This window comes from Bradyrhizobium sp. SUTN9-2 (assembly GCF_003122645.1).
Classification (GTDB): domain Bacteria; phylum Pseudomonadota; class Alphaproteobacteria; order Rhizobiales; family Xanthobacteraceae; genus Bradyrhizobium; species Bradyrhizobium yuanmingense.
This window is the reverse complement of the sequence record NZ_LAXE01000001.1, coordinates 6,602,561-6,617,584: the sequence shown is the minus strand read 5'-3', so window position 1 is coordinate 6,617,584 and position 15,024 is coordinate 6,602,561. Positions and strand designations below refer to the sequence as shown.

11 protein-coding genes are annotated in these 15,024 nt (G+C 64.3%); 9 read left to right on the top strand and 2 right to left on the bottom strand.

The features are described 5' to 3' along the window. Position 1 precedes the first annotated feature (1 nt). The gene (locus XF30_RS30690) at positions 2-451 is read right to left on the bottom strand and encodes a cupin domain-containing protein (RefSeq protein WP_036027225.1); all 450 of its coding nucleotides are present in this window, start codon (positions 449-451) and stop codon (positions 2-4) included. Positions 452-639: 188 nt separating this feature from the next. Between XF30_RS30690 and XF30_RS30685 the strand changes: the two genes are divergently transcribed. Beyond that, the gene (locus XF30_RS30685; RefSeq protein ID WP_109144736.1) at positions 640-1,665 is read left to right on the top strand and encodes an AraC family transcriptional regulator; all 1,026 of its coding nucleotides are present in this window, start codon (positions 640-642) and stop codon (positions 1,663-1,665) included. 29 nt (positions 1,666-1,694) lie between these two features. Here the strand turns inward: XF30_RS30685 and XF30_RS30680 are convergent, their stop codons facing one another. Continuing rightward, positions 1,695-2,327 carry a cupin domain-containing protein gene (locus XF30_RS30680; RefSeq protein ID WP_057026064.1) on the bottom strand — a complete coding sequence of 211 codons (633 nt, stop codon included), beginning with the start codon at positions 2,325-2,327 and terminating at the stop codon, positions 1,695-1,697. Positions 2,328-2,546: 219 nt separating this feature from the next. On the opposite strand from XF30_RS30680, the gene XF30_RS30675 reads away from it, so the two are divergent. The 8 genes from XF30_RS30675 to XF30_RS30640 all read left to right on the top strand — a co-directional run bounded on the left by XF30_RS30675 (position 2,547) and on the right by XF30_RS30640 (position 14,867). After that, positions 2,547-4,235 (top strand): peptide ABC transporter substrate-binding protein, encoded by a 1,689-nt coding sequence (locus XF30_RS30675; RefSeq protein WP_057026065.1) that lies wholly within the window; start codon positions 2,547-2,549, stop codon positions 4,233-4,235. A 27-nt stretch (positions 4,236-4,262) separates the two neighbouring features. After that, a complete protein-coding gene (locus XF30_RS30670) occupies positions 4,263-5,213 on the top strand; it encodes an ABC transporter permease (RefSeq protein ID WP_036028549.1) in 951 nt (316 codons plus the stop codon). Between the two features lie 4 nt (positions 5,214-5,217). Further along, positions 5,218-6,093: an ABC transporter permease gene (locus tag XF30_RS30665; RefSeq protein WP_109144735.1), complete on the top strand. Its 876-nt coding sequence runs from the start codon at positions 5,218-5,220 to the stop codon at positions 6,091-6,093. A 52-nt stretch (positions 6,094-6,145) separates the two neighbouring features. Further along, positions 6,146-7,474 carry an NAD(P)/FAD-dependent oxidoreductase gene (locus XF30_RS30660; protein WP_109144734.1) on the top strand — a complete coding sequence of 443 codons (1,329 nt, stop codon included), beginning with the start codon at positions 6,146-6,148 and terminating at the stop codon, positions 7,472-7,474. 7 nt (positions 7,475-7,481) lie between these two features. Continuing rightward, positions 7,482-8,408: a 2-hydroxyacid dehydrogenase gene (locus XF30_RS30655; protein WP_109144733.1), complete on the top strand. Its 927-nt coding sequence runs from the start codon at positions 7,482-7,484 to the stop codon at positions 8,406-8,408. Between the two features lie 9 nt (positions 8,409-8,417). Then, positions 8,418-10,286: an ABC transporter ATP-binding protein gene (locus tag XF30_RS30650; protein ID WP_109144732.1), complete on the top strand. Its 1,869-nt coding sequence runs from the start codon at positions 8,418-8,420 to the stop codon at positions 10,284-10,286. A gap of 442 nt (positions 10,287-10,728) precedes the next feature. Then, the gene (locus XF30_RS30645) at positions 10,729-11,244 is read left to right on the top strand and encodes a hypothetical protein (protein WP_109144731.1); all 516 of its coding nucleotides are present in this window, start codon (positions 10,729-10,731) and stop codon (positions 11,242-11,244) included. A gap of 293 nt (positions 11,245-11,537) precedes the next feature. After that, on the top strand, positions 11,538-14,867 hold the full coding sequence (locus XF30_RS30640) for an adenylate/guanylate cyclase domain-containing protein (protein ID WP_192893295.1): 3,330 nt from the start codon (positions 11,538-11,540) through the stop codon (positions 14,865-14,867). Positions 14,868-15,024: the final 157 nt, after the last annotated feature.

Genomic DNA, 15,024 nt, shown 5'->3' with positions numbered 1-15,024 from the left:
GCTAGTCGTTGGCCTCGGGCGGCAGGAAGTCGACCTCATGCAGCGCCGAGATGCGCACGACCTCGGCCGGGTCGGTCAGATTGTGCAGCTGGTTGAACAGCGCCTCCAGCTTCTGCATCGGTGAGACCCAGAACAGCGCGCGGCACGGCTTGTCGGACTTGTTGAAATAGCCGTGCGGGATGCCGCGTGGCATGCGCACGAGGTCGCCGGCATTGGCCTTGACCCATTGACCGTCGAGCTTGAGATCGAGCGTGCCTTCCTGCACCAGGATGAACTCGTCCTGGGTCGGATGGATATGCACCGGCACGAACTGGCCGGGATCGCTGTTGGTCTCGAACGCGAAAGTGGAGTCGGTGACGGCCTTGGGGAAATAGACCTGGCCAAGGATGTTCCAGCTCTTGCCGCCGTAGCCTTTCCCGTTCGCGGTGATGCCTTTTTCGAGTGCAGTCATGGCTTGCTCCTCATGGATTCCGGCGGGGACGGAGCATCGTCCGAGGACGGACCGCCTGTCTATCCGTTAAACGAATCCGGATGAACCTATTGCCATGCAGCACGACGAATTTGCGAGCTCCGGCCCTTTTCGCCCCCGCGGAACTATTATAGGCTTAAAGGAATTCCGGGCGCGAAGCATGGTCGACGATGTCCGCAGCCGAGCTGGAAATGAGCGCAACAGCCTCTGCAGCCGAACGGCTTGCGGCCTTCGCCCGCGTCACCACTGATGACGTCGACGAGGCGGCCGAGCAGATCGGGCGCATCTTCTGCCCGCATGATCTCAAGCCGACACAGGCGCGCGCGGCCGGCTTCTCGGCCCGGCACAATTGCGCGGCGTTCGAGGGTTTCTCCATCAACTACGTCGCCTATGGCGGAGCGGTCAGCATCGATCCGGGCTGCCTCGAGCGCTTCTTCCTGGTGCAGGTCCCGCTTGCTGGCAGCGCCCGCATTCGTGCCGGTCGTCGTGAGCTCGATGCGGCCCCGGACCGGATCGCGTCGCTGCTGTCGCCGACAATTCCGACCCGGATGATGTGGAGCGATTGTGCGCAGGCGATCCTGCTGCTCGATCGCCGCATGGTCGAGCAGCGCGCCGCGGCCTTGTCGGGCAGGGCGACCGGGGTGGTCGAGTTCGATCCGGTGATCGAGCTGGATGCGCCGTCCGGGCGGGCCCTGCAGACGAGGCTCGCCGAGCTGATGACACTCGCCGAGCGTCTCGGACCATCAGGCCGGCTGTCGCCGGCCGCAATGGCCGATTGGCGCGAAGCGCTGCTCGATCATCTGCTCAACCGGCAGCGGCATGGCCTGTCGGATGCGATTGAAACTTTCTCAGGACAGGCCGAGCGTTTGCCGCGTGCCCTTCGCGCCGCGCGCGACCACCTTGCCGACCATGCCGGCGAGCCGCTCGACCTCGCGCAGCTCGCCTGCGCCTCCGGCATCGGCATCCGCGCGCTGCAGCTCGGCTTCCGCCGTCACTTCGGCGTGTCGATCTCGCAGATGCTGCTCGACATGCGCCTCGCCGGCCTCAATGCGCGCCTCGCGCAAGCCGCACCCGATGTTTCCATCACCGAGATGGCCTTCGATCTCGGCTTCACCCATCTCGGCCGCATGGCCGGCGCCTACCGCGAGAAATTCGGCGAGACGCCGTCAGCCACGCTGCGGCGAAGGATGAGCTAGATCCGTCTCGCCAGACCTTGATGCCGGACTCAACCCGCCGGCGAGTCGGTCTGGCGCAGCGTCGTCACCCAGATCACGCGCGCCACCTGCTGGGTCGGGTTGTCGAACATGTGCGGCACGATGCTCGGAAAACGAAAGCTGTCGCCGGCTTCCAGCACATGGGCCTGGTTGTCGAGCCACAGCCGCAGGCTGCCCGAGAGAATGTAGCCCGCCTTCTCGCCGGTGTGCTGCAGGAAGTCGGTGCCGGAGGAGGCGCCGGGGTTGAGCGTGAGCTCGTAGAGCTCGAGCTGGCCTTTGCCTTCCGGCGTCAGCGCTTCCTTGACGACGCCGCTGGCGGTGAGCCGCAGCAGCCGCCTGGCGTTCTTGCGCACGGTGTAGCGCGGCGCTTCGGCAGGATCGCTGCTCTCGAAGAAATAGGAGATGGGAACGTCGAGCGCGATGCTGAGCAGGCGCAGCGTGCGGATCGACGGCATCGCGCGCGCACGTTCGAGCTGGCTGATCATGCCGGTCGACAGGCCGGTCTTGTTGGCGACGTCCTGGATCGAGAGGCCGGCGCGCTGACGCAGCAGCCGCACTGTTTCACCCAGGCGCTGGTCGACCGCATCTTCGGCCTCGGTCGTCGGAGCGTCCTTCAGACTGTTCGTGTCGCCGCGACCATCCATGTCGCTCTCCCATGCATCATCTCAGCGTCGGGGATCGAGCCCCGCGCCTTCAGTCAGAGTGAAAAGCTGGCGCATTCTAGCAATGCGATTGACAGCTGTATTTAGTCGTGATGAACTTTTGGGAGAAAAATTTAGAAGCACTAAAGCCCACTCCTGTCCCTTTGCCGGGGTCTCGGGGGCGCGGGAGACGGTGCCGCGTGCGGAAACGGAGAGTGGGTCATGGCGGACGACACCGGCAAGTTCGGCGTTGGGGCAGGACATCTCGGCATTCCGAATCGCCGTCAATTCTTCCAGCTCGGCGCGGGCGCGGCCGCAGGCTGGACGCTTTCAGGGAACGCTTCCGCGCAGACCGAACGTCCCACCAATCCGCCGGACAAGCCGCGCGGCCAGGTGATCGCGGCGCTGTCGCAGGAGCCGACCGTCTTTCATCCCTTGATGCCGGGCATCGAGGTCGATCAGGGCATCTGGTGGCAGGTGTTCTCGCCGCTCTGGTACATCGAGCCCGACGGGAAATTCGTTCCCGACCTCGCCCGCGAAGTCCCGACCATCGAGAATGGCGGCCTCTCGGCCGACGGCCTGACGTGGAAGATCAAGCTGCGCAGCGACGTGAAATGGCACGACGGCACGCCGTTCACGGCCGAGGATGTCAAGTTCTCGCTCGAGCTGATCAACAATCCCGATTTCCGCGTCCGCAACCGCGTCGGCCACAGCCTCGTCAAGGACATCAAGGTCGTCGCGCCCGACGAGATCCACTGGCGAATGGAGGCTCCCTATTCGCCATATATGTCAATTCTCTCGCTCACCTTCATCGTGCCCAAGCACATCCTCGAGAAGGTGTCCGATCCTAATTCCTCGCCGTTCCACAACGCACCCATCGGTACCGGGCCGTTCCGCTGGGCCGAGCGCGTGCCGGGCGACCACATCCAGCTGAATGCCCATACCGGTTATCATGGCAAAGGACCTTACGTCGAACGCGTCGTTTTCAAATACATTCCGGACCTGACCGTTCTCTACACCCAGTTCCGCACCGGTCAGGTCGACTACACCGGCCTGCAAGGCATCCTGCCGAACTTCGTGCAGGAGGCAAAGACGCTGAAGGGCCGCAAGATCTTCGTCTCTTCGACCTCCTCGGTAGAGCATATCGCGCCGAACCTGGATTTTGGTCCTTTCACTGATCGTGCCGTGCGCGAGGCGCTCTATCTCGCCATCAACAAGCAGGCGATCATCGACGCGCTGAATTACGGTCTGCCGACGCCGACCGAGAGCTTCGTGCCGCAGCAGGCCTGGTCGTTCCAGCAGGGTCTGCCGCAGCACAAATACGATCCTGCCAAGGCCAACGCGCTGCTCGACGCCGCGGGCTGGGTTCGCGGCTCCGGCGGCATTCGCGAGAAGGGCGGCGCCAAGCTCGAATTCACCAACTCGACGACGTCGGGCAATGCGGTGCGCGAGCAGACGCAGCAGCTCCTGATCCAGGACTGGCGTGCGATCGGCGCTGCGATGCGCGTCAACAACATGCCGGCGGCGGTGATCTGGGGCGAGTTCTGGCAGCAGTCGAAGTTCAACTCGGTGCTGGTGTCGGTGAACTTCATGCTCGGCAGCGACCCCGACGTGACGCCGCGCTTCGGCTCCGGCGCCATTCCCGCCAAAGGCGGCCGCGGCTTCAACACCTATCAGTACAGAAGCCCGGAGGCGGATCGTCTGCTCGCTGAAGGCGCCAAGCAGTTCGAACTCGCCCAGCGCAAGACCACCTACGGCGATCTGCAGAAGCTGATCCGCAACGATTTTGCGATCCTGCCGCTGTTCCAGGGCTTCATTGCGGAGGGGGTGAAGGAGGGGCTGCAAGGCTTCCGTCCCAACATCAACACCTCCATCAATTGCTGGAACATCCGCGAATGGTATTGGGCCTGATGTCTCGGGCTGGTCGGATCGCCTGAGATGGCCCGCTACGTCGTCAATCGCCTGGCGCAGGCGATCATGCTGCTGGTGATCGTCTCGGGGATCGGCTTCGCCATCCTGCATCTGGCGCCCGGCGGGCCGCTGTCGCAGTTTGCCGTCTCAAGTCAGATGACGCAGGAGGATCTCGACCGCGTCACCAGGCAGCTCGGCCTCGATCGTCCGCTGCCGGTCCAATATCTCGACTGGTTCGGCCGCATGGTGCGGGGTGATTGGGGCAAGTCGTATCGCGACGGCGAGGCGGTGCTGTCGGTGATCTCCTCGCATCTCGGCGCCACGCTGGAGCTGATGGCGACGGCGACCATCATCGCCGTGCTGCTCGGCTGCTGGATCGGCATCCTTGGCGCGCTGCGCCGCTACTCGCTGTTCGATACGCTTGCCACCGTCGGTGCCATGATCGCGCTGTCGATCCCGACCTTCTGGTTCGGCCTCGTCACCATCTACGTCTTCTCGGTCAAGCTCGGCTGGTTGCCGGCGGGCAACCGGCACACCATTGGCGACGGCTCCTTCCTCGACCTGCTGCATCATCTGATCGCGCCGGCCATGGTGCTGGCGCTGGTCGAGACCGCGATGTGGGGCCGTTTCATGCGCTCCTCGATGCTCGAGGTCATCAACCAGGACTACATCCGCACTGCACGCGCCAAGGGCATGCCGGAATGGCGCATTCTCACGGTGCACGCGCTTCGCAACGCGCTGCTGCCGATGATCACGGTCGCCGGCCTGCAGTTTCCGACGCTGCTGGGCGGTGCGCTGGTGGCGGAGACCGTGTTCACCTGGCCGGGCATGGGCCGCCTGTTCCTGGATTCGATTGGTTACCGCGACTATCCCGTTGTGATGGGCATCCTGATGTTCTCGGCGACGATGGTGCTGATCGGCTCGCTGCTGGCAGACATCCTCTATGCCGTCGTCGATCCGCGCATCCGGGTGGGCTGAAGCGATGGCGACCGCAGCCCTCTCCACCGTTCAGCTCTCGCCCGGCCAGGCCGCGTGGCGGCGCTTTCGCCGGCATCGGTTGGCGCTCGCGGGCGCCTTGATCATCCTCGTGCTCGTGCTCGGTTCGACGTTCGGCCCCTACCTGCTGCCGTTCGACGACACCTACATCGACATCATGAAGCGGTTCGCGCCGCCGCTCTCCGGCGCGCATATTCTCGGCACCGACGAGCTCGGCCGCGACGTGCTGGCACGGTTGATGATGGGCGGGCGGGTCTCGCTCTCGATCGGCATCGTCGCGATGGTGATCGCGATGGCGGTCGGCATTGTCGTCGGCGCCTTTGCCGGGTTCTATGGCGGCGCGGTCGGCGCGGTGTTGATGCGGCTCGTCGACGCCGTGCTGTGCTTTCCGACCATCTTCCTGCTGCTGGCCCTCGCAGCGCTGACCGAGCCCGGTCTCGTCACCACCACCATATTGATCGCCGCCACGGCCTGGATGGCGGTGGCCCGCGTGGTCGAAGCCCAGGTGCGCTCGTTGCGCGAGCGGGAATTCGCGGTGGCCGCGCTCGCGTTCGGCTCCTCGAACCTGCGCATCATGTTCCGCGAGCTCGTGCCCAACGCGATCGCGCCGATCGTGGTTGCCGCGACGCTCAACGTCGCCAAGGCGATCCTGCTCGAATCCTATGTCAGCTATCTCGGCTACGGCATCCAGCCGCCGGCGGCGAGCTGGGGCAACATGCTCAACAATGCGCAGATCTATCTCACCAGCGCGCCCTGGCTCGCGATCGCGCCGGGCGTCGCCATCACGCTCGCGGTGACCAGCTTCAACTTTCTCGGTGACGGCCTGCGCGATGCGCTCGATCCGCGAATGAACATCCCGTGACGCGCAAGACCTCTGACGCGCAAGAGCTCGAACTGAACTCCAGGAGTGCCCCATGTCCCCGCCGCTCAACCGCATCAACAGCGACGAACGCCTGCCGGCGCAGGTAGATGTCGTCGTCATCGGCGGCGGCGTCATCGGCGTCTCGGCCGCCTATCATCTGGCGCAGAAGGGGCACTCCGTCGCGCTGGTCGAGAAGGGCCATGTCGGCGGCGAGCAGTCGAGCCGCAATTGGGGCTGGTGCCGCCAGCAAGGCCGCGCACGCGAGGAGATCCCGCTCGCGCGCGAGGCGCTGCTTCTGTGGGAGGACATGCAGAACGATGCCGGCGTCGATGCCGGCTTCCGGCGAACCGGGGTGTTGTTCCTGACCAAGAGCAAGGACGAACTCGCCAGCTGGGAGCGCTGGGCCGCGGTCGCGCGCGAGATGCAGGTTCACTCCACCGTGCTGACGCCGGCCGAGGTCGCCGAGCGCATGCCCGGCAACGCCGACACATGGGTCGGCGGCCTGCACACGCCGAGCGATGGCCGCGCCGAGCCGTCGATGGCCGTCCCTGCGCTCGCCACCGCCGCACGCAAGCACGGCGTCACCATCCACCAGGGCTGCGCCGCGCGCGGGCTGGAGACGATGGGCGGGAGGGTCAGCGCCGTCGTCACCGAGAAGGGCACCATCCGCACGCAATCCGTGCTGCTGGCGGGCGGCGCGTGGTCATCGCTGTTCTGCCGCCGCCACGGCATCGAGCTGCCGATCGGCCTCGTCAACGCCACCGCGTGCCGGACCACGCCGGGACCGGAGATCACCTCCGGCGCGCTCGGCACCGATTTCTACTGCATCCGCCGCCGCCTCGACGGCGGCTTCACGCTGGCGCTGCGCAACCGCGGCACGGTCGAGCTGTCGCCGGACCTGTTCCGTTACGCGCGCACGTTCTGGCCGACCTATCAGCATCGCAAGAACGGATTGAAGCTCTCGTTCGGCAAGTCGTTCTTCGATCAGCTCATGCGCGGCACCAGCTGGAGTTTCGACAAGCCATCGCCGTTCGAGGCCGAGCGCGTGCGCGATCCGGCGCCCGACATGTCGCTGGTCAACTCGGCGCTGGCGGCGCTGATCAAGTCGAATCCGGAATTGAAGGACATCGAGATCGCCGAAGCCTGGGGCGGCACCATCGACTGCACGCCCGATACGATACCGGTGATCTCACCGGTCGATGCGCTGCCGGGCTTCTTCCTCGCGACCGGCTTCTCGGGCCACGGTTTCGGCATCGGTCCCGCCGCTGGCAAGCTTGCGGCCGACCTCGTGACGGGCGCGACGCCGCTGGTCGATCCCGCCGCTTACAGCCACAAGCGCATGATCGACGGCCGTCGTCTCGCGCCGGTCAGCCCGTTCTGAGGCCGGCATGACGGTTCTCTACAAGGCCAATATGGTGCGCGGCGCCGAGTGGGCGCTCTTCTTCGCGGAGCGCGCGCCTGATGTGCCGTTCCGGCTCTGGCCCGACATCGGCGATCCCGCCGCGGTGCGTTATCTCGTGGCCTGGGTGCCGCCGGATGACATCACGACGACCTTTCCCAATCTCGAGCTGGTCTTCTCGGTGGGCGCGGGCGTCGATCAGTTCGACACCACGACAGTCCCGGCGCACATCCCGCTGGTCCGCATGCTGGAGCCCGGCATTGCCGAGACCATGGTCGAATACGTCACCATGGCCGTGCTTGCCCTGCACCGTGATCTCCTCGATTTCGTCAGTCAGCAGAGGCAGCAGGTCTGGCGCGAGATCCGGATCACGCCGGCCAGGCGCCGGCACGTCGGCGTGATGGGGCTCGGCCAGCTCGGCCAGGCCGTGCTGGAACGGCTCAAGACGTTCGGCTTTCCGCTTCTTGGGTGGAATCGTTCGCCGCGCGAGATCGAAGGCGTCACCTGTTACGCGGGGGCCGATGCCTTGCCAGAATTTCTGGCGCAGGCCGACATTCTCGTCTGCCTGCTGCCGCTGACGGATCAAACGCGCGGCATTCTCAATGCCGAGCTGTTCGCGCGCCTGCCGCGCGGGGCAGGGCTCGTCAATGTCGGACGCGGCCCGCATCTCGTCGAGGCCGATCTCCTCGCAGCCCTCGACAGCGGCGCGCTATCAGGTGCGGTGCTCGACGTCACCGATCCCGAGCCGCTGCCGGTAGGCCACCCGTTCTGGAGCCATCCGCGTATCCTGCTGACGCCGCACAACGCCAGCATGACCACGCCCGATACGGCCGTCGATTTCGTGCTCGACGTCATCGCGCGTCACCGCCGCGGCGAGGAGCTGCCGGGGCTGGTCGATCGCAGGCGGGGCTATTAGGGCAATCGCATGAGCATCGACAGAAGAAGATCTGATCAGGCCGTTGCCGAAGCACAGTCCTCCGTGCTTTCGGTCTCCGGCCTCACCACCTCCTTCATGCTCGAGCGGCAATGGATTCCCGTCGTTCGCAAGGTCTCGTTCGACATCGCAGCCCGCGAAACCGTCGCGATCGTCGGCGAGTCCGGCTCGGGCAAGAGCGTCACCGCGCTGTCGATCATGCGGCTCATTCCGAGCGAGATCGGCCGGGTCGAGGGCCGCGTCATGCTGGCGGGGCGCGATCTGCTCGCGCTGCCCGAGGCTGATATGAAGGATATCCGCGGCAATGACGTCGCCATGATCTTCCAGGAGCCGATGACGAGCCTCAATCCGGTGCTCACCATCGGCTTCCAGATCGCGGAGGCGCTGATCCAGCATCGCGGCCTGTCGCGCGCGGCGGCGGAGGCGGAGACCGTCCGCCTGCTCGATCGCGTCCGCATCCCTGCGGCGGCGTCGCGCTTCCACGAGCACCCGCATCGCTTCTCCGGCGGCATGCGCCAGCGCGTGATGATCGCGATGGCGCTGGCCTGCAAGCCGAAGCTTCTGATCGCGGACGAGCCGACCACCGCGCTCGACGTCACCATCCAGGCCCAGATCCTGGAACTGCTCAAAGAACTTCAGCAGGAGGAGGGCATGTCGATCCTCTTCATCACCCACGACATGGGCGTGGTCGCCGAGATCGCGGACCGCACCGTGGTGATGTATGGCGGGCAGGCGGTGGAGACGGACGCCACCGCGCGCATTTTTGCCGCGCCCGCGCATCCCTATACGCGCGCGCTGCTCGCGGCCGTGCCGCGGCTCGGCTCGATGGACGGGCGGATGCGGCCGATGCGGTTTCCGATCGTCGACAAGGTGACGGGCACGTCGGACGAGCCGGCCGAGACGCCCGATACGGTCTCGCCCGCCGAGCGGCCTCTGCTGGAAGTCTCAAACCTCACGACGCGCTTTCCGATCCGCTCGGGCCTGTTCGGCAAGGTCTCGGGCCGCGTCCATGCGGTCGAGAACGTCTCCTTCACCTTGCGCGCCGGCGAGACGCTGGCGCTGGTCGGCGAATCCGGCTGCGGCAAGTCGACCACCGGACGCTCCATTCTGAAGCTGACGCAGCCGGACAGCGGTACGGTCCTGATCGATGGCCAGGATGTGCTGGCCATGAACGGCCGGGCTTTGCGCGATGTCCGCAAGCACATGCAAATCGTGTTTCAGGATCCGTTCGCGAGCCTCAATCCGCGCATGTCGGTGGGAACGGCGATCGCTGCGCCTTTGCTTGCCAACGGACTGGCAACGGCGTCGCAGGCGCGCGACAAGGTCGCCGACCTGCTCGTCCGCGTCGGCCTCTCCGCTGACATGGCCGCGCGCTTCCCGCACGAATTCTCCGGCGGCCAGCGGCAGCGCATCTGCATCGCGCGCGCGCTCGCGCTCGGGCCGAAGCTGATCGTCGCCGACGAAGCTGTCTCCGCGCTCGACGTCTCGGTGAAGGCGCAGGTCGTGAACCTGATGCTCGACCTCCAGGCCAGCATGGGCCTCGCCTATCTCTTTATTTCCCACGACATCGCCGTGGTCGAGCGCATGAGCCACCGCGTCGCCGTGATGTTTCTCGGCGAGATCGTCGAGATCGGCCCGCGCGCGTCGGTGTTCGGCAACCCCCAGCACCCCTACACCAAAAAGCTGATGGCCGCCGTGCCGGTGCCCGATCCGTCACGCCGCGGCACGCCGCGTCCAACCTCCAACGACGAGATCAGAAGCCCGGTCCGCGCGCCGGATTATCAGCCCCCCGTGCGGCGCTATCGCGAAGTGTCGCCCGGTCACGTCGTGCAGATGTGGGGCGAGGAATGGTCGGCCTGAGGCTGCGAGCTTCACGAAACCAAGCGCGTATCTTTGATTTCGGCCAGACGCGGGCAGCGTGCTGACCAACCGCGCGTTGCAGATCCAGCATGTTCGCCGTCCGTTATCGCGAAATGAGATGCGTCCTTCGGAAATTGTGACCGAATAGAGCGACAGGGAGGACCGTGTGTGAACCGCTTCATACGCGCTCGCTCTCTTTCTGAATTACCACTCTCGCAACGAAAATTGCCGCACCCGGATCATTTGAAACACGGGTGAGATGCAATGCCTGCGCAGCCACATGCTCGCAGCTTTGGATTGGTTCCGTCTCGCTCACGAGCAAAGCCAGTCCCATCACTCAGCAAAGATTCTTCAGAAATTGGAATGAAAGGGCATCGCGCAACTCACGCAGCTTCTGTTCGGGGTCGGCCGGTAGGCTGCTACTTACTCAGAAGGAGCTCTTATGAAGATAAGCAGCGCAATTTTCAGCGCCTTTTCTGCAACAAGGCGCGTCGGCAATCTTCGGATCGCCCGTTCAAGTCTGATCAAATCGGCTCATCTTCTTGAAAGAATCGGGCTGGCCGCCGTTGGTGCATCTGGCGGCCTCTATGTTGGGGCGGCCCTGTTACGTCAGAAAGCCGGACTATTCGAAAGCGGCTGGATCGTCCTGATAACAATGCTCTACGGAGCTGTCGGCTATTACGTCGGAATTGATATGGCTGGCCATGGCGCACAGAGGTCGACATCGAGCATCTCCGAAGAATGGAACGGTTCCGAGCCGGTCGAGATTATGAGTGCGGCTGGCACGTTCGGTGCGGCAATCGCTGCGACTCTGTCCGTCAGCATTCTTGTCCTTGATCAAAATCTGCCTAACGGCCTGATCGGCTTTGTTGCCGGCTGCTGGGTAATCGGTTCTTCGCTCCAGGTTGCGGCGGGCACGATGGCTCGCAGCCATGAAGCGCCTATCGGCGAGCAATGAAGGAGCTGCGGTCGCGAAAAATATCCGCTTGGCACAAGCCTCAGTTTCTGGTTCGGAACGACTGCGACGAGACTCATCGCAACCTCTGCCGTCCAATGCTGCGTGCCGACGATGTTTAGGTGCGAAGCCGTTCGCCTCGCGCAGCTCACTGGTTCAATGCGATATCGGGATTGAGAAGCCTAGGTGGTCGCGCAACAAACATGACGTGCCATAATGGTAACGTTGGTATATTGTCCCCGCGCGCCGTGGTCCAAAATTTCTGCTAACCGCTAACCACACGATCGGTGGAGCCAATGCAGATTGCGGAGTGGCTCGAGAAGCTGGGGCTTGCGCAATACGCGGAGCGCTTTGCCCAAAATGGGATCGACATAGGCGTCCTTCCCGAACTGATGGAAGAGGACTTCGATAAGCTCGGAGTCCTGCTCGGCCATCGCCGCAAGATGCTGCGTGCTATCGCTGACCTCGATCCGGCCGCGTTGATCGCATCTCCCGCTCCTCCTCAGGACGCCGAGCGGCGTCATCTCACGGTCATGTTTTGCGATCTGGTCGGCTCGACTGCGCTCTCGGCGCGTCTCGATCCCGAGGATATGTGGGAGGTGATCCGGGCCTATCGCGCTGCCTGCGCGAGCGTGGTTGCTGCTTATGATGGCAGGATAGCCAGATTCGTCGGCGATGGAATACTCGTCTATTTCGGCTATCCGCGCGCCCACGAAGATGATGCCGAGCGCGCGGTGCGCGCCGGCCTCGACATGATCTCCGCGATACGCCAGCTCAAGACAGGGACCGACGAACGAGCTGAACTGCGGATCGCAATTGCGACTGGACTTGTGGTGGTCGGCGACCTCATCAGCGGAGATGCGTCGGAGGAGCACGCAACCATCGGCGACACACCAAACCTCGCCGCCCGGCTCCAGAGCCTGGCGGAGCCGGGGGTCGTCGTCGTTGCTTCATCGACGCGCCGGCTGCTTGGCGATCTGTTCTCCCTGCGCAATCTCGGTCGTCGGGAGGTCAAGGGAATGGCAGACCCCATCGCGGTCTGGGCGGTGGAAGGCGCGACTGCATCCGAGAGTCGCTTCGAGGCAGTCCGTGCCGCGCGCTCGATCGGTTTTGTCGGCCGCAAGAACGAGATCGAGTTCATCCTCTCGCGCCAGCGGGAGGCATGGCAGGGGCGGGGCCAGTTCGTATTGATTTCCGGCGAAGCGGGCATCGGCAAGTCCCGTATTGTGGCAACGCTGTCGGAAAGCCCCTCGTTGGGGTTGCACCGTCGCGTGCGATATCAGTGTTCGCCTTACCACACCAATAGTGCGCTTCATCCCTTCGTCGCGCAGCTCGAGCGCGCCGCCGGAATTCGCTCGCACGACACGGCGGATCAAAAACTCGACAAGCTCGAGGCAATGCTCGCAATAGGAACCCAGCAGGTCGCCCGGGCAACACCGCTCATTGCGGCTCTGCTTTCGATTCCCACCGGCGACCATTGCCCGCCCCTCGGCTTGAGCCCGGCGCAGCAGCGGCGGCAGACTTTTGCCGCCCTTCTCGATCAGCTTGAGGGACTGGCGCGAGGCCAGCCGCTGCTGATCATCTGCGAGGATATGCATTGGGCCGACGCCACGACACTTGAACTGTTCGATCTCGCGGTCGATCGGATCAGGGGACTGCCGATACTTGTGCTCTTGACGTCCCGGCCGGAGTTCGAGCCCTCCTGGTCGGGCCTTGCCAACGTCAGTCTGTTGCGGCTCGACCGGCTCGATCGCCAGGACACGCGCGCGCTCGTCGAGCAGATTGTCGTCGGTCGCCAGCTGCCACGCGAGATGATGGAGCAGATCATCGACAAGACCGATGGCATTCCGCTATTCGTCGAGGAATTGACCAAGATGGTGCTGGAGTCCGGGCTGCTCGTTGAGGATGCCGGGCGCTACCGCCTGAATAATCCGCTGCCGCCGCTTGCTATCCCTGCGACGCTGCAGGATTCGCTGATGGCGCGGCTTGATCGGCTCGCTCCGGTCAAGGAGGTGGCCCAGATAGGAGCCGCCATTGGCCGCGACTTCTCGTACGCGCTGCTGAAAACCGTGGCGGGACGCGACGATCTGACGCTGGGCGCGGCGCTGGGACAACTTGAAGAGGCCGAACTGCTGCTGCGTCGTGGGACACCGCCCGAAGCAAATTACAGTTTCAAGCATGCCCTTGTTCAAGAAGCGGCCTACGAGAGCCTGCTCAAGAGCAAACGGCAGGTGCTTCACACACGGATTGGCGATGTCCTGCGCGACAAGTTTCCAATCGTCGCCGAGACCGAGCCGGAAGTTCTCGCGCACCACTTCACCGAGGCGGGGCTGAGCGAGATCGCCCTCGAATGGTGGCGCAAGGCGGGCCAGCAGGCGTTGAAACGCTCGGCCTATTCCGAGGCGATCGCGCATCTGGGCAAGGCCATCGCGATCGCCGATCAATTGCCTGGCGAGCCCCACCGGATGATGAGCAGGCTGCATCTTCAAATCGCATATGGCCGTGCCTTGCGGGGCAGCCTCGGCCACAGTGCTCCGGAAACGGTCGCGGCATGGACGCGCGCGCGACAATTCGCAGCCAGTATCGATGATCCCGTTGAACTTGCGCCGGTCCATTCCGGCCTCTTCAATGCCTGCCTGACCCATGGCGAACTTGCTCCGATGCGGGAGCTGGCGGATGCCATCAGGAGCGCCGCTGAGCTGCGGCCGGACTCGCCGGTGGCCGCCGTCGTGGCCCATTGGACCGAGGGCGTGACCTGCTGGTTCGCCGGCGAGTATTTGAACGCGCGTACGCATCTTGAGCAGGCGCTGGCGATCTATCGGGCCGAACCGGATCCCGCGACCTTCAGGGCTTCGGCGCTGGATCTCCCGTTCGTGATCATGCGATTTCTCGCTTTGGTGCTCTGGCCGCTCGGCGACATCGCTCGTGCGCGCAAGCTCGCCGCGGAAGCGGTGGGTGCTCCAGGAGAAAAACGGGCGCTGTCCCAGGCCAATGCGCTGGTTCATCGCGCGGTGTTCGACGGAGTATGCGGGGGCATGTTGCAGCAGACAGAGACGATCCTGGCGCTCGGTCTCGCGCGCGACCACACGATGCCGCTGTACGTGGCCGCCGGCACCTACCTGAACGGCCTCGCCAAGTGGCGTGCAGGAGACCGAATGGCCGGACTGGCGGACATGCGTCACGGCTGGACCTTCCTGCACGAGAACGATTGCTATCTCTGCGAACCGTTCTGGGGGATGCATGTCGCCCTCGCGATTGCAGATGTAGGTGAAGTCGAGACCGGGCTGGAAATCCTGGACGAATTGATCGCCGGGACGGGACAATCCGGCCAGCATTGGCTTGATGCCGAGCTGCATCGTGTCCGCGGTAAACTCTTATCGCGCCATAATCCTTCGGACGAATCCAGTGCCGAAGACGCCATCAAGCGGGCGCTGGACATCGCACAACATCAGCAGACCAAGACCTTTGAGCTGCGCAGCGCTCTTGAACTTGCACGCCTGTACAAGACAAATGGCCGAGCGCGTACGCTATCCGAAGTGCTTGCGCCCGTGGTCGCTCAATTCGAGGCGGAGCATGGACTTCCCGAATTTGCGGAAGCGAAAGAGCTGCTTAAGAATGGGCGTTAGCCGCGCCGCCATTCGATCAGTACAAGCGCCGCGCCGACTTCAAGCCAGAATAGGTCGGCATCTTGTTCTCGATTCCCGAGCCGTAGTTCTCCGGTTTTGACACGTCTTAACCTGCTGTGGTGAAAGCTAGATATGCTTCTCCTGGTTGCGAGGGGGA